Source organism: Streptomyces diversicolor (assembly GCF_057537855.1).
Map to the genome: position 1 here is coordinate 127306 of NZ_BAAJXA010000006.1, position 23575 is coordinate 150880.

18 protein-coding genes are annotated in these 23575 nt (G+C 73.6%); 9 read left to right on the plus strand and 9 right to left on the minus strand.

The features are described 5' to 3' along the window. Nucleotides 1-47 precede the first annotated feature (47 nt). Nucleotides 48-881: a DeoR/GlpR family DNA-binding transcription regulator gene (locus tag AC27LF_RS08985; RefSeq protein ID WP_479661479.1), complete on the minus strand. Its 834-nt coding sequence runs from the start codon at nt 879-881 to the stop codon at nt 48-50. 295 nt (nt 882-1176) lie between these two features. Between AC27LF_RS08985 and AC27LF_RS08990 the strand changes: the two genes are divergently transcribed. After that, the gene (locus AC27LF_RS08990) at nt 1177-3537 is read left to right on the plus strand and encodes a hypothetical protein (protein WP_479661478.1); all 2361 of its coding nucleotides are present in this window, start codon (nt 1177-1179) and stop codon (nt 3535-3537) included. A 16-nt stretch (nt 3538-3553) separates the two neighbouring features. On the opposite strand, the gene AC27LF_RS08995 is transcribed toward AC27LF_RS08990, so the two are convergent. From AC27LF_RS08995 to AC27LF_RS09010, 4 genes are all read right to left on the minus strand, one after another. After that, nucleotides 3554-5995, minus strand: a complete 2442-nt coding sequence (locus AC27LF_RS08995) for a right-handed parallel beta-helix repeat-containing protein (RefSeq protein WP_479661477.1) — start codon at nt 5993-5995, stop codon at nt 3554-3556. 165 nt (nt 5996-6160) lie between these two features. Beyond that, a complete protein-coding gene (locus AC27LF_RS09000; protein ID WP_479661476.1) occupies nt 6161-6766 on the minus strand; it encodes an Rv1733c family protein in 606 nt (201 codons plus the stop codon). Nucleotides 6767-7276: 510 nt separating this feature from the next. Continuing rightward, a complete protein-coding gene (locus AC27LF_RS09005; protein ID WP_479661475.1) occupies nt 7277-8101 on the minus strand; it encodes an MOSC domain-containing protein in 825 nt (274 codons plus the stop codon). A gap of 43 nt (nt 8102-8144) precedes the next feature. Continuing rightward, nucleotides 8145-8585 carry a DUF6643 family protein gene (locus AC27LF_RS09010; RefSeq protein ID WP_479661474.1) on the minus strand — a complete coding sequence of 147 codons (441 nt, stop codon included), beginning with the start codon at nt 8583-8585 and terminating at the stop codon, nt 8145-8147. A 326-nt stretch (nt 8586-8911) separates the two neighbouring features. Here AC27LF_RS09010 and AC27LF_RS09015 point away from each other — a divergent pair, with 326 nt between their 5' ends. Then, on the plus strand, nt 8912-10243 hold the full coding sequence (locus AC27LF_RS09015) for a TerD family protein (protein WP_479661473.1): 1332 nt from the start codon (nt 8912-8914) through the stop codon (nt 10241-10243). 7 nt (nt 10244-10250) lie between these two features. On the opposite strand, the gene AC27LF_RS09020 is transcribed toward AC27LF_RS09015, so the two are convergent. Beyond that, complete coding sequence (locus tag AC27LF_RS09020) at nt 10251-11444, minus strand: glycosyltransferase (RefSeq protein ID WP_479661472.1); 1194 nt, start codon at nt 11442-11444, stop codon at nt 10251-10253. A gap of 39 nt (nt 11445-11483) precedes the next feature. Between AC27LF_RS09020 and AC27LF_RS09025 the strand changes: the two genes are divergently transcribed. From AC27LF_RS09025 to AC27LF_RS09050, 6 genes are all read left to right on the plus strand, one after another. After that, a complete protein-coding gene (locus tag AC27LF_RS09025; protein ID WP_479661471.1) occupies nt 11484-12269 on the plus strand; it encodes a glutamate racemase in 786 nt (261 codons plus the stop codon). Nucleotides 12270-12374: 105 nt separating this feature from the next. Continuing rightward, a complete protein-coding gene (locus tag AC27LF_RS09030; RefSeq protein ID WP_479661470.1) occupies nt 12375-12929 on the plus strand; it encodes a hypothetical protein in 555 nt (184 codons plus the stop codon). A 137-nt stretch (nt 12930-13066) separates the two neighbouring features. Continuing rightward, on the plus strand, nt 13067-14689 hold the full coding sequence (gene lnt, locus AC27LF_RS09035; protein ID WP_479661469.1) for an apolipoprotein N-acyltransferase: 1623 nt from the start codon (nt 13067-13069) through the stop codon (nt 14687-14689). 10 nt (nt 14690-14699) lie between these two features. Then, nucleotides 14700-15179 carry an NUDIX hydrolase gene (locus AC27LF_RS09040; RefSeq protein WP_479661468.1) on the plus strand — a complete coding sequence of 160 codons (480 nt, stop codon included), beginning with the start codon at nt 14700-14702 and terminating at the stop codon, nt 15177-15179. 54 nt (nt 15180-15233) lie between these two features. Next, the gene (locus AC27LF_RS09045) at nt 15234-16034 is read left to right on the plus strand and encodes a 3-hydroxybutyrate dehydrogenase (RefSeq protein WP_479661467.1); all 801 of its coding nucleotides are present in this window, start codon (nt 15234-15236) and stop codon (nt 16032-16034) included. Between the two features lie 112 nt (nt 16035-16146). Further along, a complete protein-coding gene (locus tag AC27LF_RS09050; protein WP_479661466.1) occupies nt 16147-18114 on the plus strand; it encodes a helix-turn-helix domain-containing protein in 1968 nt (655 codons plus the stop codon). Between the two features lie 119 nt (nt 18115-18233). Here the strand turns inward: AC27LF_RS09050 and AC27LF_RS09055 are convergent, their stop codons facing one another. The 3 genes from AC27LF_RS09055 to AC27LF_RS09065 form a co-directional block, all read right to left on the minus strand. Then, nucleotides 18234-19625, minus strand: coding sequence for an MFS transporter (locus tag AC27LF_RS09055; RefSeq protein WP_479661465.1), 1392 nt, complete (start codon nt 19623-19625; stop codon nt 18234-18236). Between the two features lie 307 nt (nt 19626-19932). Beyond that, on the minus strand, nt 19933-21348 hold the full coding sequence (gene gad / locus AC27LF_RS09060) for a glutamate decarboxylase (RefSeq protein ID WP_479661464.1): 1416 nt from the start codon (nt 21346-21348) through the stop codon (nt 19933-19935). Nucleotides 21349-21650: 302 nt separating this feature from the next. Beyond that, a complete protein-coding gene (locus tag AC27LF_RS09065) occupies nt 21651-22070 on the minus strand; it encodes a hypothetical protein (RefSeq protein WP_479661463.1) in 420 nt (139 codons plus the stop codon). Nucleotides 22071-22557: 487 nt separating this feature from the next. Between AC27LF_RS09065 and pstC the strand changes: the two genes are divergently transcribed. Continuing rightward, the gene (pstC, locus tag AC27LF_RS09070) at nt 22558-23574 is read left to right on the plus strand and encodes a phosphate ABC transporter permease subunit PstC (RefSeq protein WP_479661462.1); all 1017 of its coding nucleotides are present in this window, start codon (nt 22558-22560) and stop codon (nt 23572-23574) included. Nucleotide 23575 lies beyond the last annotated feature (1 nt).

Here is a 23575-nt window from a genome sequence, read left to right on the forward strand (position 1 = left end):
AATGGGCAGGTGGCGCTGCTGACCCGACCAGGCTAGCTGACGGCGCGTCAGTTGTCTGCGGTGTCCTCGGCCGGGGCCCCCGCCACCACCAGCCGGCGCAAGTGCTCGGAGATCTCCGCACGCGCCGCCGCCGGCAGCCCCGCGTCGGTGACCAGCGTGTCGACCTGCTCCAGGGCCGCGAACGAACTCAGGCCCACCGTCCCCCACTTGGTATGGTCCGCGACCACCACCACCCGCCGCGCCGACTGCACCAGCCGCCGGTTGGTCTCGGCCTCCGCGAGGTTCGGCGTCGACAGGCCGGCCTCGACCGATATCCCGTGCACACCGAGGAACAGCAGATCGAAGTGGAGCGTGGCGATCGCCTGGTCGGCCACCGGCCCCACCAGCGAGTCGGACGGGGTGCGCACCCCACCGGTCAGCACGACCGTCGCCGCGCCCACCCGCTGCCCCGAGGTGCGCTGGGCGGCATGGAAGACGTCCGCGACCCGCACCGAGTTGGTCACCACCGTCAGATCCGGCACTTCGAGGAGCTGGTGCGCCAGCGCATAGGTCGTCGTCCCGCCCGACAGGGCGATCGCGGAGCCCGGCCCGACCAGCTCGGCGGCGGCCCGCGCGATGTCCTCCTTGGCGCTCAGCTCCAGCCCCGACTTGGCTTCGAAACCCGGCTCGTGCGTGCTCGCCTCGACGACCGGCACCGCACCGCCGTGCACCTTCTCCAGGACCCCCTGGCGGGCCAGCGCGTCCAGGTCGCGGCGCACGGTCATGTCGGACACGCCGAGCCTGCGCGTCAGTTCGTTGACCCGGACGCCGCCGCGGCGCCGGACCTCGTCCAGGATCAGGGCGCGGCGCTGCTCCGCGAGGAGGTTCTGATTCTCGCTCACGTACGCTCCGGTCCTTTCGCCTCAGCCGCCCGACACGCCCGTCGCACCCGCTCCGACCAGGATGTTCCCTCGCGCCTTCGGTGCGCGGACGTCCCATCCTGCCACGGGTCGCTCCCCGTTGCGCCACCACCCGCACCGACGCGTACCCACCCTTCGGACACCGTCCGTTCCACCGGAGGGCACCCGGATCGGGGAGATTCGGTGACGAGAGGTGTACGCGGCACCCGCAGCGGAGAGATCCTGGACGCCGCACGGACACAAGCCGTCGGCGCGTCATGGGGGAAGAGCCAGAACAGTGGAGCGTGCGCAGCAGCAGACCGCGACGGACGGCACGGACGGCACGGACGGCCCCGAGGAGCGGCCCGGGACGGCCCCGGTCGACCTGGAACTCCTCGTCCACGGAGTGGGTGGCACCACACCCGAGGAGATGCTCGACGATCCGTGCACGGTGCGGATCACCGGTGACGACACGGCCGCCGTCTTCCGCCGCGCCGCGGACGCGGACGCGGAGGACCGGCCCGAGGAGTACCGGGACACACCGGTCCCCGAGGCATACGTCTGGTGCAACCTCACCTCGGGCAACAGCGCCCGCGCCCTGTGGCTCCTGCTGCTGCCCTTCATGGTCGTCAACCTCGCCCACTGGATGCGGCCCGCCACCCGCGGCCACCGGCGGACGGTACGGCTGTACGGGCTGCTGGTGCGGCTCGCCGGCCTCACCCTCACGGTGCTGCTGGTGGCGGCGGCCTGCGAGGTCGCCCTGGACCTCGTGGCCTGGCAGTGCGCCGGCGTCGAGGCGTGCGCCGCGCGCCACTCCTGGCTGGGTTTCCTCTCGCCCGCGGCCTCCGGCGACGGCTGGTGGAGCCTGCCCGGGCGCCGGCTCGCGCTGGCCGCCCTGGTGCCGGCCGCCCTGACCTATCTGCTCTGGTACCTGTCACGGCGCACCTGGAGCGCCTACGAGTCCCAGCCGCCGCTGCCGCACCGCCCCGAGCCGGACGAGCAGATCGGACCCACCGCGCTCGGCAGCCCCGGCTTCTGGTACGGGCGCCGGCTGGTGGCCCGGCTGCGCGCCGCCCACACCGCCGCGGGCCTGCTGACGGTGGCGGCGGCGGTCGTCGCCCCCGCAGCCCGCTTCGACCGCGGGCCGGGCGGCTCCGACGTCCTCGACACCCTCGGCCTGCTGCTGATCGCCGCGCTGTGCGGCACGGCGGCGGCCGTGCTCTGGGTGGTGTGCCGCCGCGGCCGCAGCGAGAACCGCCTGGACCAGGAACTCGACGCACACCTGGTACGCCGGCTGCCGCTGGCCGCCCTGGTCCTGCTCGGCCTCGCACTGCCCTACGCGGGCTGGTCCCGGCCGGGCTGGCAGTCGGCCGGACGGCTCTCGCAGGACACCACCTTCGGCGTCATCGCGCTGGCGCAGGGCCTGCTGGTGGTCGTCATCGCCGTGGTCGCCCATCTGCTGCACCGCACCCCGCCCGCCGGCCCAGGGCCCGACGGCCGGCGGGCCGCCATGCGCGGACTGGGCGGGCCCGCCGTCGCCCTGCTGGCCTGTGCGCTGGGCGGCGTGATGACGGGCGGCGTCGCCCAGCGCGTCGCCGACTGGCTGGACGGCACCGGCTCCTCCATCGACGGCCCGCCCGTGCTGCTGACCTGGCAGGCATCCGTGATCCCGCCGCTCCTGGTGGCACTGCTGGCGCTGGTCGGCTGGCTGTCCTGGCGCACCTGGCGGCTCAGCGCCGCGGAACGCGCCACCGTGCGGCTCGACTACCCGAAGGAGCCCACCGACCCGGCCACCACCCGCCGTATCGCGCGCACCCGGGCGATGGCCGCGCTCACCGACCGGGCGCCCCTGCTCGTCGCGGTCGTCTCCGCCACCACGCTGCTGCTCGGCGCCGCGGCCCTGGTGGGCGGCCTGGACACCGGGAAGACCCCCGGGGACGCCGCCGCGCACACCTACGCCGTCGTGCGGGGCGGTGCCGAGACCGCGCAGGCCCTGGGCTCCTGGCTGATCGGGCTGGGCTTCGTCCTGTTCGTCACCTGGGGACGCCGCGCCTACAAGGACCCCTCCGCACGGCGCACCATCGGCATCCTGTGGGACGTCGGCACCTTCTGGCCACGCGCCGCCCACCCCTTCGCGCCGCCCTGCTACGCCGAGCGCGCGGTGCCCGACCTGACCTGGCGGATGGCGACCTGGACGCAGCACACCGGGGGACGCCTGGTGATCTCCGGGCACTCCCAGGGCAGCGTCCTCGCGGCGGCCGCGGCCTGGCAGTTGACGCCGTCCGTGCGGGCGCGGGTCGCCCTGCTCACCTACGGCTCCCCGCTGGAGCGCCTGTACGGCCGCTGGTTCCCCGCCTACTTCGGCCCCGCCGAACTCGGCTCCCTGCACCGTGAGGTGGCCTGCTGGCGCAACCTCTACCGGCTCACCGACCCCATCGGCGGCCCGGTGCGGCTGCCCGGAGACCACGGCCCGGACGTGGACCGCGGCCCGCTGAAGGATCCCCTCGCCTACGGCCGCACCCCCCGCCACCCGCTGCCCGCGCCCATCCTCGGCCACTCCGACTACCAGGCCGACCCGGCGTTCGCCGAGGAACGCGAGCGGCTGCTGGCCCGGCTGCGCCCTGACGTACCCGGCCAGCGCCCCGAACCGGCGGCCTGACCGGGTACGCCGGCGTTCAGGGCAGATCCGGCAGGTCCTCCGGATACAGCAGCGTCAGGTCGTCCGTGCTCGGCTCGGTGAGCTGGGCGACCCGGCTCGCGTGCCGCTCCACCATCGCCTCGAACGTCTGCCGGGCGGTGCGGCCGTTGCCGAACGCGGCACCTTTGGGAAGCACCGTGAAGTACTTCAGCAGCGCTTCCGACGCGCCCTGCGCCAGCCGGTACTCGTGCTCGTCGGCCTGCTGCTCCACGATCCGCAGCAACTCCTCGGGCCCGTAGTCGCCGAAGGTGATGGTCCGGGAGAAGCGGGAGGCCACACCCGGGTTGACGGTCAGGAACCGTTCCATCTCCGCCGTGTAGCCCGCGACGATCACCACCACCGCGTCCCGGTGGTCCTCCATCAGCTTGACCAGGGTGTCGATGGCCTCCTTGCCGAAGTCCCGGCCGGCGTCCTGCGGCGAGAGCGCGTACGCCTCGTCGATGAACAGCACACCGCCGCGCGCCCGTTCGAATGCCTCCTGGGTGCGGATCGCCGTGGACCCGATGTGCTCGCCGACCAGGTCGACCCGGGACACCTCGACGAGGTGCCCCTTCTCCAGCACGCCGAGCGAGGCGAGGATTTCGCCGTAGAGCCGGGCCACCGTGGTCTTGCCGGTGCCGGGGGAGCCGGTGAAGACCAGATGGCGCTTGACCGAGGCCGCCTTCAGACCCGCCGCACGGCGGCGCCTGCCCACCTCGATCATGTCGGTGAGCGCGCGGACCTCGCGCTTGACGCTGTCCAGGCCGACGAGGGCGTCGAGTTCACCGAGCACGTCCTGGGAGGTCCGGGCCGGCCGCTCCGGCTCCGCCGCGGCGACCAGCGGTTCCTGCTCGCCGCTGCGCTGCCCGGGGATCGAGCCCAGCAGCCCGGCGGAGGCACCGGTCGCCTGCACGGCGGTCTCCCGGGCCACGGGCGGCCTGAGCCCGCCGCCGCTCTCGTCGCTGGTGCAGTCCTCCACGACCGGGCCCGTGCCGGCCGCCGCGTCGGGGCCGGCCTCCGCGAACTCGTAGCCGCCGCGCGCACAGCGCTCCGTGCGGCACTTCCTCAGCGTCGTACGGCAGCCGTCTATCACATGGAAGCCGTAGCCGCCGCTGCCCGTCACCCGGCAGTCCAGGAAGCTGCCGCGGCCCCCGGCCGACACATAGAAGCCGGCCTCCGCGGGGCCGTCCACCGTGCACCGCTCGATCGTGGGGTCCGCGCCCTTGGTGACGATCACACCGGTCTGGGTGCCGTCCAGGGTGCAGTTGTTGAGGGTGCCCCCGCTGCCGTGGTCGCGGAACCAGGCGCCGGTGGCGGCCTCCCGGATGCGGCAGTCGTCGAGCTGCGCGGTCGCCCCGTCGCTCACCGACACGGCGGTGTTGCGTACCTGGGTCAGGTCGCTGTCCACCACGTCCGCGCGGGAGCCGCGGTCCAGGACGAACAGGGCGTCCGGCACGTCGTGCACCCGGCAGGAGTCGAGCACCGCGGTCGCGCCGTCGCTCACCCACACCGCGGGGTAGTCGCCCGTGCTGTCGAAGATCTCGCACTGGTTGGCGTCCACGCGGGTGCCCGGGTCCCACACCGACAGGCCGTTGCGCCCGAACTGCCGCACCGTCGTCCGGGTCAGCGTGAGCACCGAACGGGAGCGCAGGTCGACCGCGTTCTCCGGGATGTCGTGGATGCGGCAGTCGGCGAGGGTCAGCACGGCGTCCGTGTCGAGTGTGACCCCGTCCGCGGCCGTGCGGTGCACATCGCAGTCGGTGAGGTGTGCCGTGGCCCGCGCGGTGACCTGGGCACCGGCCCCGCGCACCTCGTAGACCTCGCAGCCCACCGCTTCCAGCGCGGAGTTCTCGCCCGTCACGGTCAGGCCCACGCCCGAGGCGTGGTGCACCCGGCAGCGCTCCAGCCGGGGGTGCGCGCCGCCGCGCACCGCGACGCCCGCCTGACCGGCCGCCACCACCTCGCAGTCCTCGAACACCCCGGCTCCGCCGTCGAGTACGGCGATGCCGATGCCCGCGGGGTTGTCCACGGTGCAGCGCCGCACGGTCGGGCGGGCGGTGCCGCGCACCTCAAGGCCCGAGGCGGACCGGGTGACGACCCGCACGTCCCGCAGCTCGGGTGTGCCCTCCTCGACGAGCAGCGCGGGCGCGGCGGCGTCCTGACCCTCCACGAGCAGGTCGTGCACCACGGCCGAGGCGCGCACCGTCAGCGGCACCCCGTCGGCGGGGGCGATCCGCACCGAGCCGGGCGAGCCCTCGGGGCCGCGCAGCGTCACCGCCCGCTGGATCACCAGGTTCTCCCGGTAGGTGCCGGGAGCGACGGTGAGGACATCGCCGTCGGCGGCGGCCTCCAGGGCGGCGGCGAGCGAAGCGTACTCACCCGTGCGGCGCCGCCACCGCGATGTGCCGGTGTGCGTCACCTGGACCGTGCCCTGTGCCATGGCGTTGCTGTGCCCCCACCTCGTGGTACGTGGCTCGTTCGCCTCGGGACGCACGGCCGATGCCGCGGCCCCTGCGGCGCGTCGCGCGCGGGTCGTCGCCGAGTGTCTCGGCCGGTCCACCGTAGCGTGCGCGCGGGCGGTGGGATGACCAGAGGTGGCAGGCCGTCAACTGCCGGTGCCTGCCTTGCCCCAGTCCGGGCCCGCCCGATCCCATGCCTGGTCCCAGCGCGCGTACCGGCGGCGGACCATGCGCCAGACGACCGTCCGTCTGACGCCCTCGACCACTCCCGCCGTCAGCAGCGCCGCGCCGAACCCGGCCAGCACCGCGTGGGTCGTCGCCGTCGCGGAGTCCAGCGGGCGGGCGACCATGCGGCCGTGCGCGTCCGTCCACAGCGTGAAGTGGTCGCCCGGGTGCGGGGAGGTCAGGCGTGAGTGGGCCGGGCCGTGCAGCCTGGTGCCGTCCGGGGCGGTCCACTCGGCCAGGACGCGGCTGCGCGGGTCGTGGCCCATGGGGGTGTCCGGGTCGGGCTCCGGCATCGCGTCGCCCAGCTTGCGCACCACGGTCGCCGTGATCAGATGCCGGGACTGCTGCTGGGCCCGCACCGACCGCTGGAGGGCGTCCTGCGCCGCGGTGCCGGCGAGCGAGCCGGCCACGGGTGCGGCCACCGCGATCAGCAGCAGCGCTCCGAGGGCCAGCCATGCCTCGGCCAGATCGGTCGTGCGGCGCAGTGGGTTGTGCCGCCAGCGCCACAGACCGCTGATTGCCCGCACCCTTCCGCACCCCCTTCCCGCTCCGTGATAACCCCTTGCGGAGCCGTTCATCCGCGGGCTCAGCCGAAGAGAGAGCGAAATCACCTCCGCTCCTGCTCATCGTCGACCGAGACCTCTCATGAACTTCTCACACCATCGCAACGACCGGGTGGCGGCGCCCAGTTCCCCGGCACGACGGGATCGAGCCACCGCGGACCGCCCGTCAGGAGGCGGCCCGGCCCGGCGGCGGCGCGACTGCGGGGGTCCCGGCGCCGGGATCCGGCGTCCGGCCCGGCGGCGCGACTGCGGGGGTCCTGGCGCCGGGTTTCGGCGTCCGGCCCGGCGCGCGGCGTCCCGACGTCCCCGCCCGGCACCATGCTCCCCAAGTGGCGTGAAGACCGTGAAACCGCGCCCGGCCGAACGGCTTGAAGGGGCGCGTGGATGTATCAGCGTGCGGCTCGGCCGCGCGGCCCGACCGGCCGCCCCGTCGCGGTGGGCCGGCGGCACGCCACGGCCCTTCCCGCCGAGCGCTCAGGCGAGGATGCGCACCGGGTCGCCGACCCGGATGGTGCCGGTCGAGCGGGGCACCAGGTTCTGGCCGAAGACCAGCGCGCGGCCGATGCGGCGGTGGCGTGCCAGCGTGCGCAGCGGTTCCGCGCCGCGCGCGGCGGTGCCCTGGTCGGTCGTCGTCACGACGCACCGCCCGCAGGGCTTGGCGACCCGGAAGACCACCTCGCCGATGGCGATGCCCGACCAGTCGTCCTCGGCCCAGGGCCGGGTGCCGGCCACGACCACGCTCGGCCGGAAGCGGTTCATGGGCAGCGGGCCCTCGTGTGCGTGGTCGCCCTGGGCCACCAGCGAGTTGAGGGCGTCGAGGGAGGCGAGCGTGGTCACGAGCAGCGGATAGCCGTCGGCGAGGCTGACCGTCTCGCCGGGCAGTGCGTGGTCCGGGTCGATCGGGCGGCGCGTGGCCGGGTCGTCCAGGTGGACCAGCCGGACGTCCGCCCCCAGGAAGCCGGCGCACCAGGCGTGCGCGGCGGAGTCCGCGGGGACGGCCTCCACCTTGGTGCCGAAGACGGACACCGTCACCGTGCCCCCGGGCGCCGGGACCGGCACCGTCAGCGGCGTCCTCCCGGCCGCGGACAGCCGGACGCCGCCGCCGGCCACGGGCTCGGCGGCGGCCAGCGCGAGGCGCGGCTCCTCGCGTTGTGTGACGACCTTTCCCCCGTCGTCGATCAGCGCCCAGCGCCGGTCTCCGGCCAGCCCCCAGGGCTCCACGGCGGCCTCCCGGGGCGCGACGCCCCGGAACGCCTTGACCGGATGGACGTGGATCGAGTGCAGTGTGGCGTTCCCCATGCCGTCATCGTGCCAGCGGGCACCGGCGGCCGGGGAGGACCGGTCAGTAGCCGCGGTACTGCTGCTGGTTGTTGTACGGGTCCTGGTAGGGAGCCGGAGCGGGCCGCGGGGCCGCGGGGCGCATCGCCTCGTAGCCGGTGCCCTGCGTCATCGGCCGCGGCTGTGGGGGCTGCTGACCGGGGTAGCCGCGCGGGGCGGTGGCCTGCTGCGGGATGTACGCCGTGGGCGCCTGCTGCAACGGAGCGGGCTGCGGCGCCTGCGGGTAGCCGTAGTGGGGTGCGGGCTGGGAGGGTCCCGCGGGGAGCGCGGGCAGGGCCGACGGCAGCGCGGGCAGGTTGCTGCCCGGCGTGTCGTAGGCCGCGGGAACCCGGATCGGGGCGATCTGCGGGGTGCCCCGCTCGGCCACGAGCGAGTCGTAGATCGGAGTGTCCGGGAAGGAGGCGGAGTAGTAGCCGCCGCCATAAGTGGAGCGGGGGGAGGTCATGGCACATAAGTTAAGCCCACGATGTGCTGGTTGGGGAGACCGATAAGAGGGTTGTTTTCCGTGTCGGCGGTGACCCGGCATCCCCAATCCGAGCGAAGTTGGCAAAAAGGGGCGGCGGTCCGCGTTTGAATCGTGTAAAGGCCGAGTTCCCGGCAGGTTACCGGCGGTTGGACGGCGGTGATTCCGCGCCGCTCCTGGGAGTTCGCCGCCGTGCGCAATAGGTTGGCGGGGCAGGGATGACCGAAGAGGGCAAAGTACGGCAAGCGACGGCCGGGACGCGACCCGGTGGCGACCAGGTGATGGGGGCGGACATGGCGGACAGGCCAATGCCGAAAGGATCGAATGCGCCGGTGCCCACGACGGCGCTGCGGGTCGAATTGGGCTGGCGGCCCGGACCCGGGGTCCCGGACGTGGACGCCTCGGCCCTGCTGCTGGTGGCGGGAAAGGTCCGCTCGGACGGTGACTTCGTCTTCTACAACCAGCCCGCGCACGCCTCCGGGGCGGTCCGCCACGAAGGCAAACGCAATGCCTCGGGGAGAGTGACCGACACCGTTTTCGTGGACCTCGCGCGCGTGGAGCCGGCCGTCGAGCGCGTGGTCCTCGCCGCCTCGGCGGACGGCGGGCCCTTCGGCCGGGTGCCCGACCTGTACATCGCGGTCACGGACGCCGCCCGGGGCGACACGGTCGCCCGCTTCGACAGCACGGGCGCGACCGTCGAGACCGCCTTCGTGCTCGGCGAGTTCTACCGCCGCCAGGGCGGCTGGAAGTTCCGCGCCGTCGGCCAGGGCTACAGCAGCGGACTTGAGGGGCTGGCCACGGACTTCGGGATCACCGTGGACGAGCCGCAGCGCACCGCACCGCCCGCCCCCTCGACGACACCGCCGCCCGCGGCCCCGCCGCGTCCGCAGAACCCGCCGCCCGCGGCGACCGCACCGCCGCCCCCGCCGGCCGCACCGCCGCCCCCGCCGGCCGCACCGCCGCCCCTGGGCCCGCCGGTCCCGCTGCCCCCGCCGCCGGCCGCCGCGCCCGTACGCCTCAGCAAGGTCACGCTCACCAAGGCGGCACCCTCCGTCTCGCTGGCCAAACAGGGCGGCACGTCCGGCGCCCTGCGGGTCAACCTCAACTGGCAGGTGCGCAAGCAGTTCTCCGGATGGGGCCGCCGGCGCGGCGCCGCGCACACCGACCTCGATCTCGACCTGTGCGCCCTGTACGAACTCGCCGACGGCCGCAAAGGAGTCGTCCAGGCCCTCGGCAACGCCTTCGGATCGCTGCACCGGCCCCCCTACATCCACCTCGACGGCGACGACCGCACCGGCGCCTCGGCGAGCGGCGAGAACCTCACCGTCAACCTCGACCACACCCCGGACTTCCGGCGCATCCTCGTCTTCGTGACCATCTACGAGGGCGCCGACTCCTTCGCCGACCTGCACGCCACCGTCACCCTGCGACCCCAGCACGGCGCACCCGTCGAGTTCTCGCTCGACGAGTGCACCGTGCCCTCGACGGTCTGTGCGCTCGCCCTGATCACCAACACCGGCGCCGACCTCGTGGTCCGGCGCGAGGCCCGGTACCTGGTGCCTGAGCGCGGCGTGAGCCCGCAGCGGACCGTCGACCGCGCCTACGGATGGGGCATGAACTGGACACCCGGCCGCAAGTGACCCGCCCTCAGCCCTCGTCGGGCACGGCGCCGGGACGCGCGTACGTACGGCCCTTCCAGGCCGCGCCGCGCCCCCGGTGGTGCTGCACCGCCGAGTCGACCGTCATCAGCAGGTACAGGAACGCGGTGAAGGGCAGCGACACGGCGAGCCACGGCGGCAGCCGGTAGTAGCGGAGCATCGGGACGTACGTCCCCGTCATCACCAGCCACGCCAGGGCACCGGTCAGCGCGGCGGCCGCACTCCCCGTCGCCGCGCCCACGACCAGCGCCACGGGCGGCACGAGATACACCAGCGCGAGCCCGGCGACCGTGCCGAGGAGCAGCAGCGGGTTGTGCCGCAGCTGCGCGTACGCGCTGCGCGAGACCATCCGCCACAGGTCGTGCAGCCGCGGATAGGGGCGCACGCTGTCCACCCGCTCGGCGAGCCCCAGCCAGATGTGCCCCCCGCCGCCCTTCACGGCCCGCGCGAGCGCCACGTCGTCGATGACGGCGTGCCGGATCGAATCGGGGATGCGCGCACGCTGTGCGGTCTGCGTACGCAGCAGCACACAGCCGCCCGCCGCGGCCGCCGTGCGCGCACCGCGCCGCCCGATCCGGCGGAACGGGTACAACTGCGCGAAGAAGTACACGAAGGCGGGCACCACCAAGCGCTCCCACAGGCTCTCCACGCGCAGCCGGGCCATCTGCGAGACGACGTCGAAGCCGCCGGTGCGCGCCGCCGCCACCAGGTGCCGCAGGCTGTCCGGAGCGTGCGCGATGTCCGCATCGGTCAGGAGCAGGTACTCGGGCTCACGCGCGCGTGCCAGCGAGATGCCGTGGCGCACCGCCCACAGCTTGCCCGTCCAGCCCGCGGGCGGCTCGCCGGGCGAGTCCACCGTCAGCGGCAGCCCGCCGTGCCGCCGTGCCAGTTCCCGGGCCAGCTCTGAGGTGCCGTCCGTGCTGCCGTCGTCGACCAGGAAGACCTCGGCACGCCCCGGGTAGTCCTGCGCCAGCAGGGACGGCAGGCTCGACGGCAGCACCGCGGCCTCGTCACGGGCCGGCACGACGACGCAGACCGACGGCCAGCCGTCGGGGTCCCGGCGCGGCGGCAGACGGACGTCCGTCCGCCAGAAGCCGCCCTGACACAGCAACAGCCACAGCCAGGCGGCGAGCGATACGGCGGCGATCCACAGGAGGGCACTCACCCGCGCAGTCTGCCCCACCGGGCGGGCCCGCCGGGACCCATCGTCTATCGTGGCCGGGTGAAGATCGCGCTCATGGACTCCGGAATCGGCCTGCTGGCGGCCACCGCCGCGGTGCGGCGTCTGCGGCCCGACGCGGATCTCGTCCTCTCCCTCGACCCCGACGGCATGCCGTGGGGCCCGCGCACCCCCCAGGACCTCACCGAGCGCGCCCTGGCCGTGGCCGAGGCCGCCGCCGCGCACCGCCCCGACGCCCTGGTCGTCGGCTGCAACACGGCGACCGTGCACGCGCTGGACACCCTGCGCGCCCGCCTGGAGCCCGGCATCCCGGTGATCGGCACCGTACCGGCGATCAAGCCGGCCGCGGCCGGCGGCGGCCCCGTCGCGATCTGGGCCACGCCCGCCACCACCGGCAGCCCCTACCAGCGCGGGCTCATCGAGGAGTTCGCCGACGGCGTACCGGTCGCCGAAGTGCCGTGCTGGGGACTGGCCGAAGCGGTCGAACACGCCGACGAGGCCGCCATCGACGCGGCCGTCGCCGAGGCCGCCGCGCTGACCCCGCACGACGTGACGACCGTCGTCCTCGGCTGCACCCACTACGAACTGGTCGCCGAACGCATCCGCGCGGCCGTGCGGCGCGCCGGCGCCCCGCCGCTGGTCCTGCACGGCAGTGCCGGCGCGGTCGCCGCCCAGACGCTGCGCCGCATCGGCGAGCGGCCCGCACCCGACGCGCCGGCCGACGGCACCGTGACCGTGCTGCTGAGCGGCCGTGCGGGCGGGCTGCCGGCACCCGCGCTGAACTACGCCGAGGGCCGCCTGCTCCTGGCCGCGAGCCCCGCCGGCTGACCACCCGGCGGCCGGGCCGCACAGCGGGCCGCTCCCCGCAACCCGGCGCGGTTCACTGTGCGCAACGCGCTACCCGCGCAGCGAATCCTGAGTAACCTCGTAGGCATGCAGGACCACCGCCACGACGAGGACACCGCCGACGCCTCGCACCCCGAGGTGTGGACCGGCCGCGCCACCAACCGGGTCCAGTGGCTGCTCGCGCTCGTCGGCGCGGCCTGCATGGCGCTCGGCATCGAACTCGCCGTGGACTCCGCCTGGACCTCGGGCACCGCCGCGCTCGTGATGTCCGTGGTCGGCTGCATCGCCGCCGGGCTGCTGGTCCTCTTCGGCACCCTCGCGTTCGTGCACGTCGACCTGAAGCTCGACCAGGAATCCCTCGAAGTGCGCTGCGGCCACATCGGACTGCCGCGCCGCCGCATCCCGCTCAGCCATGTCGCGGGCGCCGAGTTCGCCCCGCACGTCACCCCGCGCCACTGGGGCGGCTGGGGGTACCGCTGGCGGCCCGAGAAGGGGACCGCGGTCGTGGTGCGCCGCGGCGAGGGCGTGGTGCTGAGGCTGTGGGACGGCCACACGTTCACGATCACCGTGGACAACGCGGAGTCGGCGGTCAGGGTGATCAAGGCCCGGCTGCGCGCCATCACACCCGGTACCGCCCACTGAGACCGCCGCCGCGGCCAGGCGCGACCGAACCGCCGTGACCCCCGGGGCCGCCCCCGTCACGAGATGACCCCTGGTGCCGTGGGCCGCCCCATGGACCGCGCTGTCGGCCGCGAGGTCACCCGCCGTACACTCCCGGGATGACCGTCACCGCACCATCCGTGGACCAGCCGGACCAGGTCCGGGCGCGCCCCTGGTCCACGCGCGGCGCCCGACTGCTGCGTCTGGCCCCGGCCGCCGTCTCGGCGCTCTGCGGAGTGCTGCTCTACGTCAGCTTCCCGCCGCGCACACTGTGGTGGCTCGCCCTGCCCGCCTTCGCCGGGTTCGGCTGGGTGCTGCGCGGCCGGCGCTGGAAGGCGGCCCTTTGCCTCGGCTACCTCTTCGGTCTCGGCTTCCTGCTGCCGCTGCTGGTGTGGACCGGTGTCGAGGTCGGTCCCGGGCCCTGGCTCGCCCTGGCCGCCGTGGAGGCGGTCTTCATCGCACTGGTCGGGCTCGGTGTCGCGGCGGTCTCGAAGCTGCCCGCCTGGCCGGTGTGGGCGGCGGCCGTCTGGGTGACGGGCGAGGCGGTACGCGCGCGCGTACCGTTCCACGGCTTCCCCTGGGGCAAGATCGCGTTCGGCCAGGCGGACGGCGTCTTCCTGCCGCTCGCCGCCGTCGGCGGCACCCCCGTGCTCGGCTTCGCCGTCGTCCTGTGCGGATTCGGTCTGTACGAGGCCGCGCGCGTGGCGGCCGAGGGCCGGCGCACCCGTGCCGTGCGCAGCGGGACCGCCGCCGCGGCCCTGCTGAGCGTGGCCGTACCGGTGGCGGGGGCGCTGGCCGCCCGGACACTGGTCAGCGACAAGGCCGAGGACGGCACGGTGACCGTCGCGGTCGTCCAGGGCAACGTGCCGCGCTCCGGCCTGGAGTTCAACGCCCAGCGGCGCGCCGTGCTCGACTACCACGCGCGCGAGACCAGGAAGCTGGCCGCCGACGTCAAGGCGGGCAAGGTAGCCCGGCCCGACTTCGTGCTGTGGCCGGAGAACTCCTCCGACATCGACCCCTTCGGCAATCCCGACGCGGCCCTCGTCATCGAGGACGCGGTCAAGGCGGTCGGCGTGCCCATCTCGGTCGGCGGGGTCGTCGCCCGCGACGGCAGCGTGTTCAACGAGCAGATCCTGTGGGACCCGGTCAAGGGGCCCACCCAGACGTACGACAAGCGGCAGATCCAGCCGTTCGGCGAGTACCTGCCGCTGCGCTCGCTCCTCGGCGCCGTCAACGACAGCTGGACGACCATGGTCAGCCAGGACTTCAGCCGGGGCACAAGGCCCGGCGTCTTCGACATCGGCGGCACCCGGGTCGGCCTCGCGACCTGCTACGAGGCGGCCTTCGACTGGGCCGTGCGGGACACCGTCACCCACGGCGCGCAGATGATCTCCGTGCCGAGCAACAACGCGACCTTCGACCGCAGCGAGATGACCTACCAGCAGCTCGCCATGTCCCGGGTCCGCGCCGTCGAACACAGCCGGACCGTGACCGTGCCCGTGACCAGCGGCGTCAGCGCGATCATCATGCCGGACGGGAAGATCACCCAGAGGACCGGCATGTTCGTGGCCGGCCACCTGGTCCAGAAGATCCCGCTGCGCTCCTCGCAGACCCCCGCCACCCGGCTGGGCATCCTGCCCGAGATGGCCCTGGTGCTGGTCGCCGCGGGTGGTTTCGGCTGGGCGATCGGGGCCGGTGCGCGCACCTCGCGCGCGCGGGAGGAAGGCCGACGGGCCCGTTAGGGTCGGGTCCATGGGTACTCCTGACTTCATCCGTACCATCCGGAACTCGGCGGGCCACCAGCTGCTGTGGCTTCCGGGCGTCAGCGCCGTCGTCCTCGACGACCGCGGCCGGGTGCTGCTCGGCCGGCGCGCGGACAACCACAAGTGGGCGGTGCCCTCCGGCATCCCGGACCCCGGCGAGCAGCCGGCCGACTGCGCCGCCCGGGAGGTGTACGAGGAGACGGCCGTACGGTGCGTCCCGGAACGGATCGTGATGGTGAACTCGGGCGACGTGGTCACCTACGGCAACGGCGACATCTGCCAGTTCATGGACATCACCTTCCGCTGCCGGGCCGTCGGCGGCGAGGCACGCGTCAACGACGACGAGTCCCTGGAGGTCGGATGGTTCGAGGTGGACGCCATGCCGACGATGCACGAACGCCAGCTGTTCCGGATCAAGCAGGCCCTGTCCGATGAACCCACATGGTTTGTCCCTACGAGTTTCCAGTGAAGTATGGGGTGTGACCACATGTGGTCGGGTCGGGGTGCTGCTTAGGGTCGAGACATGACCTCGCCCAGCGCCCTGCCCGGCCCGCACACCCCCTCGCTCGACCTGTCCGGCCGCACCGCCCTCGTCACCGGGGCGGCGGGCGGCATCGGCGGCGCCTGCGCGGTGCGACTCGCCGCCGCCGGCGCCAAGGTGCGCGCCGTCGACCGGGACGCGACCGGTCTGGACGCGCTGGCCGAGCGGGCCCGTGCGTCGGCGGGCACGATCGAACCGCAGGTCCTTGACCTGACCGACCTCGACGCCGCCGAACACGCCGCCGCCGGCACCGACATCCTGGTCAACAACGCGGGGCTGCAGCTGGTCCGCCCCATCGAGGAGTTCCCGCCCGAGGTGTTCCACACCGTGCTGACCGTGATGCTGGAGGCCCCGTTCCGGCTCATCCGGGGCGCGCTGCCGCACATGTACGGCCAGGGCTGGGGCCGTATCGTCAACATCTCCTCCGTCCACGGCCTGCGCGCCTCCGCCTACAAGTCGGCCTATGTGGCCGCCAAACATGGGCTGGAGGGACTGTCCAAGACGGCCGCCCTGGAGGGCGCCGGCCACGGTGTCACCTCGAACTGTGTGAATCCCGGCTATGTGCGCACCCCCCTGGTGGAGCAGCAGATCGCCGACCAGGCACGGGCCCACGGCATCCCCGAGGAGCGCGTGCTGTCCGAGGTGCTGCTCCAGGACAGCGCCGTCAAGCGGCTCATCGAACCGGAGGAGGTGGCCGAGGCGGTCGCCTACCTCTGCGGCCCGCACGCCGCCTTCGTCACCGGCACCTCGCTGGTCCTCGACGGCGGCTGGACGGCGCACTGACCGGCGCACCGACCGGCCCGGGGACAGGCGCACCGACCGGCCCGGGGACCGCGGACCGGGGAGTTTTCCACAGGCCGGACGCGACCGGCGGGCGATGCGGAATCCTGTGAGCATGTCTCGCGATCACCTGCACTCCACCGGGCGCCCCGCCACCGCCGAGGGCCTTTCGGCCGGTGCCGCCGGCACACCGGACGGCGACGCCGGGACCGCGTTCCTCGACCTGCTGACCCGCGGCGCCCCGGCCGACGCCTACGAGCAGCCGGTGCTGCTCGCCCGCGCCGAGGGCCTGCCCGCCGACCGGATCGCCGCGCTGGAGCGGGCCAAGCTGCTCGCGCTCAGGGTCCGCGCGGAACTGGAGGGCCGGCGGCGGCGCGAGGCGGAGCTGTCCGCGCTCTTCGAGACCGCCCACGACCTCGCGGGACTGCGGGACGTGGACGCGGTCCTTCAGGCGATCGTGCAGCGCGCCCGCTCGCTGCTCGGCACGGACGTCGCCTACCTCAGCCTCAACGACCCGGCCCGCGGCGACACCTATATGCGGGTCACCGAGGGCTCGGTCGCCGCCCGCTTCCAGCAGCTGCGCCTGGGCATGGGGGAGGGGCTCGGCGGGCTCGTCGCCCAGACCGCCCGCCCGTACGTCACCGAGGACTACTTCAAGGACGACCGCTTCCGGCACACGCTCACCATCGACACGGGCGTGCGCGACGAGGGCCTGGTCGCCATCCTCGGTGTTCCGCTCATGCTCGGCCCGCATGTCATCGGCGTCCTGTTCGCGGCGGACCGCCGCGCCCGGGTCTTCGGACGGGAACAGATCGCGCTCCTCGGCTCCTTCGCCGCGCTCGCCGCCGCCGCGATCGACACCGCGAACCTGCTCACCGAGACCCGGTCCGCGCTGGCCGACCTGGAGCGGGCCAACGAGATCATCCAGGACCGCAGCGCGGTGATCGAGCGGGCCTCCAAGGTCCACGACCGGCTCGCCGAACTCGTCCTGCGCGGCGGCGGGGTCCATGACGTGGCCGCCGCGGTCTCCCAAGTCCTCGCCGCCACCGTCGAGTTCACCGAGACCGGCGACGCACCGGCCACGGCGCTTGAGGCATCGAGGGCGGAGGGCCACGCGGTGCCGCACGGCGCGGACTGGATCGCCGCGGTCGCCGCGGGCGGCGAACTCCTCGGCGCGCTGGTGCTGCGCGGCCACCCCGGACTCGACCCCGTCGACCAGAGCACCCTGGAACGCGCCGCGTCGGTCACCTCGCTGCTCCTGCTCGCCCGCCGTTCGGCCGCCGACGCCGAGCAACGGGTCCGCGGCGAACTCCTCGACGACCTCCTCGACGCCCGTGACCGCGACCCGCGCCTGCTGCGCGACCGCGCCTTTCGGCTGCACGCCGACCTCGACGCCGTGCACGTCGTCCTGGCCGCCCGGCTCGGCGGTGCCGCGCCCGACGCCGAACACGAGGCCGCCGCCCGCCGCCGCCTGGGAGCCGCCGCAGCCCACCTCGCCGCGACCCGGCACGGCCTGGCCGCAGCCCGCGACGGCGGCACCGTCCTGCTGCTGCCGCTGGGCCCCGGCGACACCGCGACCGACGTGGCCCGCCGCACCGCCCGCCACCTCGGCACGGCCGTCCACGAGCCGGTCACGGTGGGGGCGTCCGCGCCGGTCGCCGACCTCCTCGCCCGCCCCGAGGCGGTGGCCGCCGCCTACGCCGAGGGACGTCGCTGCCTCGACGCGCTGCGCCTGCTCGGCCGCTTCGAAGACGGCGCCGCCGCGGAGGACTTCGGCTTCCTCGGGCTGCTCCTCGCCGGCGAGCGGGACGTCACCGGCTTCGTCGAACGCACCATCGGCCCCGTGGTGGCCTACGACGAGCGGCGCGGTACCCAACTGCTGCGCACGCTCGACGCGTACTTCGCCTGCGGCATGAGCCCGGCCCGCACCAAGGACGAACTCCACGTCCATGTGAACACGGTCGCCCAGCGGCTCGACCGGGTCGCCCGGCTCCTCGGCGCCGACTGGCAGGAACCGGCCCGCGCCCTGGAGATCCAACTCGCCCTGCGGCTGCACCGGCTGGCCGGACCGGCACGGCACTGACCCCGCACGGACCTTCGTACGGGGCCGGTGGGGCCGGGGGCGAGGACCGGAGCGCGGGCCGGAGCGCGGGCCGGGGCGAGGGCCGGGGGTGAGGACCGGAGCGCGGGCCGGGGCGCGGGTCAGGCGGTGCGGGCGTCCGCCGACCGGTCGGCGGACTGCTCCCGGCCGGCCGCGGCCTCCAAGTCGACGTCGGCGAGGTCGCGGTGCCGGGTCTCCCTGGCCACGCCGACGGCCACCAGCGTCAGCACGGCGGCCGCGATCACGTACAGCGCGATCGGGGTGGAGCTGTCGTAATCGGACAGCAGCGCGGTGGCGATGAGGGGGGCCGGCGCACCGGCCGCGACGGAGGCGAACTGGGCGCCGATGGACGCGCCGGAATAGCGCATCCGGGTCGCGAACATCTCGGAGAAGAAGGCGGCCTGCGGCGCGTACATCGCGCCGTGCAGGACCAGGCCCACGGTGACGGCCAGGATCAGACTGCCGAACGAGCCCGTGTCGATGAGGGAGAAGAACGGGAACATCCACAGGCCGATCCCGGCCGCGCCCAGCAGGTAGACGGGCCTGCGTCCGACCCGGTCCGACAGCGCGCCCCAGGCGGGGATGACCGCGAAGTGCACCGCGGACCCGATGAGCACGGCGTTCAGGGCCGTCTGCTTGGAGACTCCGGCCGAGGTGGTGGCGTAGACGAGGATGAACGCGGTGATCACGTAGTAGCTGATGTTCTCCGCCATGCGCGCGCCCATCGCCACCAGGACGTCGCGCCAGTGGTGCCGTAGCACGGAGACGAGCGGCAGCTTCTCCGGGTCGGCCGCCGCGGTGGCCCTGCGGGCCTCGGCCCGCGCCAACGCCTCCTGGAACACGGGTGATTCGTCGACGGACAGACGGATCCACAGGCCGACGGCGACCAGCACACCCGACAGCAGGAACGGGACGCGCCAGCCCCAGCTGCCGAAGGCGGAGTCCGACAGCAGCGTGGTGAGCAGGGACAGCACACCGGTCGCGAGCAACTGTCCGGCGGGCGCCCCGGTCTGCGGCCACGAGGCCCAGAAACCGCGCCGCCGGGCGTCCCCGTGCTCGGACACCAGGAGTACGGCTCCGCCCCATTCGCCGCCCAGCGCGAAGCCCTGGACGAGTCGCAGCACGGTCAGCAGCACGGGCGCCGCCGTTCCGATGCTCGCGTGCGTCGGCAGCAGACCGATGGCAAAGGTGGCGGCGCCCATCATCAGCAGGCTGAGCACCAGCAGCCGCTTGCGCCCGAGCCGGTCCCCGTAGTGCCCGAACACCAGGGCGCCCAGCGGTCGCGCCGCGAACCCGACCGCATAGGTGAGGAACGACAACAGGGTGCCGACGAGCGGGTCGGAGTCCGGGAAGAACAGCTTGTTGAACACGAGCGCGGCGGCCGAGCCGTACAGGAAGAAGTCGTACCACTCGATGGTGGTGCCGATGAGGCTGGCGGCGACGATGCGGGGGAGCTTGGCTGGGGTCGGTGGAGCGGATGCTGCGGGGGCCATGTGCGCCACTTCCTCGTGTGCGGTGGGGACGGGTGGGTGTCGGCACACCGTAGGAAGAAGCAGGTCCGGCGGATATGTGCTGGGGATTTATAGGTATGAGCTGATGTGTGTGCGCAGCCACCACGACGGGTGACCCGTGCGGGGGCGGCGGGATCCGTCTCCGCTGCCGCGACACGCGCCCTGACCCGCCCGTGGGTTCGTACGCGCGTCGCGCGGCCGGCCGCCGCGGCCGGTGGTGCGGGCCGCGGCAGACCGGAACCGTCCGCGTCCATGAGTCAGGTTCCGGACCGGGAGCGGAAAGAGGGGATCAGGTCGCGGCGGCGGGGCTCAGCACCGCGGTGCGCCGGCGCGGATCGGGAACCCGCAGCTGCGCGGTCACCTGGGACAGGTCGGAGACGAACAGCCGGGCCAGTTCGTCGGTGAAGCCGGTGCGCACCACCAGGCGCAGCACAGAGACGTCCTGGCAGGGGGCGGGGAAGGTGTAGGCGGGCAGGTGCCAGCCGCGGGCGCGCATCGCCTGGGACACGTCGAAGACCGTGAAGTCCTCGGTGCCGGGCGCCAGTCGGAAGGCGAAGGCGGGGAGTTCGGAGCCGTCCGTGACCAGTTCGTACGGCGGCATGTCGGCGATCTGCGCGGCCAGCGCGCGGGCCGTGGCGCGGCACTGGGCGGCCAGCTTCCGCAGCCCTTCGAAGCCGTACCGCAGGAAGTTGTAGTACTGGGCGACGACATGGGCGCCGGGGCGGGAGAAGGCGAGGGTGAAGGTCGGGGAGGTACCGCCGAGGTAGTCCACCTCGAAGACGAGGTCGTCCGGGAGGGCGTCGGCGTCCCGCCACAGGGCCCAGCCGAGCCCGGGGAAGACATGGCCGTACTTGTGCCCCGAGGCGTTGACGGAGGCGACGCGTTCCAGCTGGAAGTCCCACATGAGGCCGGGGTCGAGGAACGGCGCCACCAGCGCGCCGGAGGCGCCGTCGACGTGCACGGGGATGTCGGTCCCGGTGGCGGCCTGATAGCCGTCGAGGGCCATGCAGATGTCCGCGACGGGTTCGTAGGAGCCGTCGAAGGTGGAGCCGAGGACGGTCACCACGCCGATGGTGTTGTCGTCGCAGTAGGCGGTCAGGGTGTCGGGGGTGAGGTGGTGGCGGCCCGGCTCCATCGGGACGTAACGCGGCTCCACCTCGAAGTAGTTGGCGAACTTCTTCCAGCACACCTGGACGTTCGCGCCCATCACCAGGTTCGGGCGGGCCACATCCTTGCCCTGGGCGCGGCGACGGGCCTGCCAGCGGCGCTTGAGCGCGAGGCCGCCGAGCATGGCGGCCTCACTGGAGCCGGTGGTGGAGCAGCCGCGCACCCGCTCCGGGTGCGGCGCGTGCCACAGCCGGGCCAGCATCCGCACGCAGCGCTCCTCCATGGCGGTGATCTGCGGGTACTCGGCGCGGTCCGCGAGGTTCTTCTCCGCGGCCTCGGCCATGAGGTGCCGGGCCTGCGGTTCCATCCATGTCGTGACGAAGGTGGCGAGGTTGAGCCGGGGGTTGCCGTCGAGCATCAGCTCGTCGCGCACACGGCGGTGGACGGCGTCCGGGGACGATTCCGCCGCGGGCAGTTCCTCGACCGGCACGAGCAGCGTGTCGGCGGGCTGAGGGAGGACGTGGGGGGAGACGTGGGGGGAGACGACGAGGGTGTCTGCGTCTGCTTCCGGCAGGACGCCGGTATCCGGAATGGGCATGGGTGCCTGAAGACCTTTCTGGTCCGAGTGCGGTACGGCCCGCGTACATTCCGGACGTTAGATCCCTTCGCGGCCCGGCATCCGTGCCGGTTACACCGATCTAGTGAGCGATTTGCGGAGTGATGAACCGGATTTTCCTCGTGTGACAACCGGTCATGGGCTCACCGTGGCATTGCCGGTGCGCGGCCCCGTCGGCCGGCCGCGGCCACGCGGGGTGATCCGCGTGGACCGGCCGCCGCCACGGGAAGTGGCGGCGGCCGGTGGGTGTGTTCGGTTCCGGCGTGTCCGGTTTAGGCCGGGCCCTACCTCACCGTCACGGAGATGGTCGGGGAGTGGGTGGTGCCGGACACCACGCGGTAGTGCTGGATGCCCGGAGCGGTGGGCCGGGTGGTGAGCGTGTACGACTCACCCTCCTGGACCGCGGAGTCCATGGGGAGTGTGGTCCACTCGCCGCTCTTCTCCTGCTGCAGCGACACCGGGTCGCCGGCGCGCAGACCGGTGCTGCGGCCGGTGATCCGGATCTCCTCGCCGGGCCTTACGCTCGCGGGACTGACCTCGGCCGTGAGTGAGGCGCGCCCGGGCAGGGACCTGTGCGTCGTGGTGGGCTTCGGGGTCGGGTCGGTGGCGGCCTGGGCGGCCAGCGAGCCGGCGGACACCAGTGTCACGGTCAGGGCGCCGGCGGCGGCCGTCCGGACGGTGCGGCTGCGGAAGGTGAAGATCATGGTGACTCCCGTTGGGTCGACGGATGCCCCCCTGGGCCGGGCATGTGCCATGGGCCATGCCGTGCCTCCATCAGGGTGAACCGGGTCGCCGGGGGCGGCATCCCGATCCGGCCGCCACGGCCGTCAAGGGCGGTGACCCTCCGTGTGTCCGCGCAGGTGAAGCGGCCGGCGCGGACCGGGGTCCTCTTACTTTTCTCTTACCTTGCGCGCTCGGGGCCCGTCTGCGCGGGAGCGCGCGGACCGGTGGGCGCGGGGTTGTTTCCGGGAGCCCTGCACGGGGTGGTGGAGCGTGGTGGGGGTGTCCGGTAGCTCCGGGCAACCGTGTGGTGAGGCCACACAATTCACCCACTGAAATGACATGAGTCGTTCACTGATCCTCCATATGGGACGGGGTGGACCGACAGTATTCGGCCATTGACTCTCCCCGCGCGGCATCTCCTCGGTGTCGTGCGGGGAGAGTTGCATCCGCATTGGGGGGACGCACGTCGTGTCCGCGTACGAGGGCTCCGGCAGCCTGGAGCCCGAAAGACCCGTACCTCGTCGGCCGCACGCGGCCGGGGGGCTCGGTGACCGCATCTTCCGGTACCAGTTGACGGCCACCGGAGTCGCGGTGCTGGCCATCATGGCGGCCGTGGGGCTGTTCCTGCTGCTCAGGGCGGGACAGGCGCTGCGCGCCACCGGATTGTCGTTCCTCACCACGGCCGAATGGCAGCCGGACGTGCACCGGTTCGGCATCGCGGCCGTGCTCACCGGAACCCTGCTGATCGCCGCCGTCGCCGTCACCATCTCCGTGCCGCTGGCCGTCGGAACCGCCCTGTTCATCTCGGACGTCGCACCGCGCCGGCTGCGCCGCACCCTCGTCACCCTGGTCGACCTGATGGCCGCCGTGCCCTCGGTGGTGTACGGACTGTGGGGGCTGTTCTTCCTCCAGCAGCACGTCATCGGGCTGTCCCGGTGGCTGTCGGACTGGTTCGGCTGGATTCCGTTCCTGGCGGTCGACGGCACCCAGTCCGGTGAGCCGCTGGCCTCCGACAGCGTGTACACCGCGTCCACGTTCGTCGCCGGACTCGTCGTGGCGCTGATGGTGGCCCCCATCCAGTGCTCGGTGATGCGCGAGGTGTTCGCGCAGGCCCCGGCGGGCGAGCGGGAAGGGGCGTACGCCCTCGGCGCCACCCGGTGGGGGATGATCCGCGCGGTCGTCCTGCCGTACGGCAAGGGCGGCATCATCGGCGGCACCATGCTCGGGCTGGGACGGGCCCTCGGCGAGACCATCGCCGTCTACCTCATCATCTCGCCGGTGTTCGTCATCCAGCCGCACGTCCTGCAGACCGGCTCGAACTCCGTCTCCTCGCTGATCGCCCTGCACTACGGCGACGCGTCCACCTTCGGAATGTCGGCGCTGATGGCGGCGGGCCTGGCGCTGTTCGTGCTCACGCTGGCGGTCAACTTCACCGCCTCGTCCATCGTGGCCCGCTCCCGGTCCGGCGCGCAGAGCGAGGCATGAC

What these genes read in the sequence shown, in the direction of transcription:
- AC27LF_RS09005 (WP_479661475.1), bottom strand. Translation starts at nt 8,101, where the DNA reads ATGGGGAACGCCACACTGCACTCGATCCACGTCCATCCGGTCAAGGCG.
- AC27LF_RS09040 (WP_479661468.1), top strand. Translation starts at nt 14,700, where the DNA reads ATGGGTACTCCTGACTTCATCCGTACCATCCGGAACTCGGCGGGCCAC.
- AC27LF_RS09050 (WP_479661466.1), top strand. Translation starts at nt 16,147, where the DNA reads ATGTCTCGCGATCACCTGCACTCCACCGGGCGCCCCGCCACCGCCGAG.
- lnt (WP_479661469.1), top strand. Translation starts at nt 13,067, where the DNA reads ATGACCGTCACCGCACCATCCGTGGACCAGCCGGACCAGGTCCGGGCG.
- AC27LF_RS08995 (WP_479661477.1), bottom strand. Translation starts at nt 5,995, where the DNA reads ATGGCACAGGGCACGGTCCAGGTGACGCACACCGGCACATCGCGGTGG.
- AC27LF_RS09055 (WP_479661465.1), bottom strand. Translation starts at nt 19,625, where the DNA reads ATGGCCCCCGCAGCATCCGCTCCACCGACCCCAGCCAAGCTCCCCCGC.
- AC27LF_RS09010 (WP_479661474.1), bottom strand. Translation starts at nt 8,585, where the DNA reads ATGACCTCCCCCCGCTCCACTTATGGCGGCGGCTACTACTCCGCCTCC.
- gad (WP_479661464.1), bottom strand. Translation starts at nt 21,348, where the DNA reads ATGCCCATTCCGGATACCGGCGTCCTGCCGGAAGCAGACGCAGACACC.
- AC27LF_RS09065 (WP_479661463.1), bottom strand. Translation starts at nt 22,070, where the DNA reads ATGATCTTCACCTTCCGCAGCCGCACCGTCCGGACGGCCGCCGCCGGC.
- AC27LF_RS09030 (WP_479661470.1), top strand. Translation starts at nt 12,375, where the DNA reads ATGCAGGACCACCGCCACGACGAGGACACCGCCGACGCCTCGCACCCC.
- AC27LF_RS09015 (WP_479661473.1), top strand. Translation starts at nt 8,912, where the DNA reads ATGCCGAAAGGATCGAATGCGCCGGTGCCCACGACGGCGCTGCGGGTC.
- AC27LF_RS09045 (WP_479661467.1), top strand. Translation starts at nt 15,234, where the DNA reads ATGACCTCGCCCAGCGCCCTGCCCGGCCCGCACACCCCCTCGCTCGAC.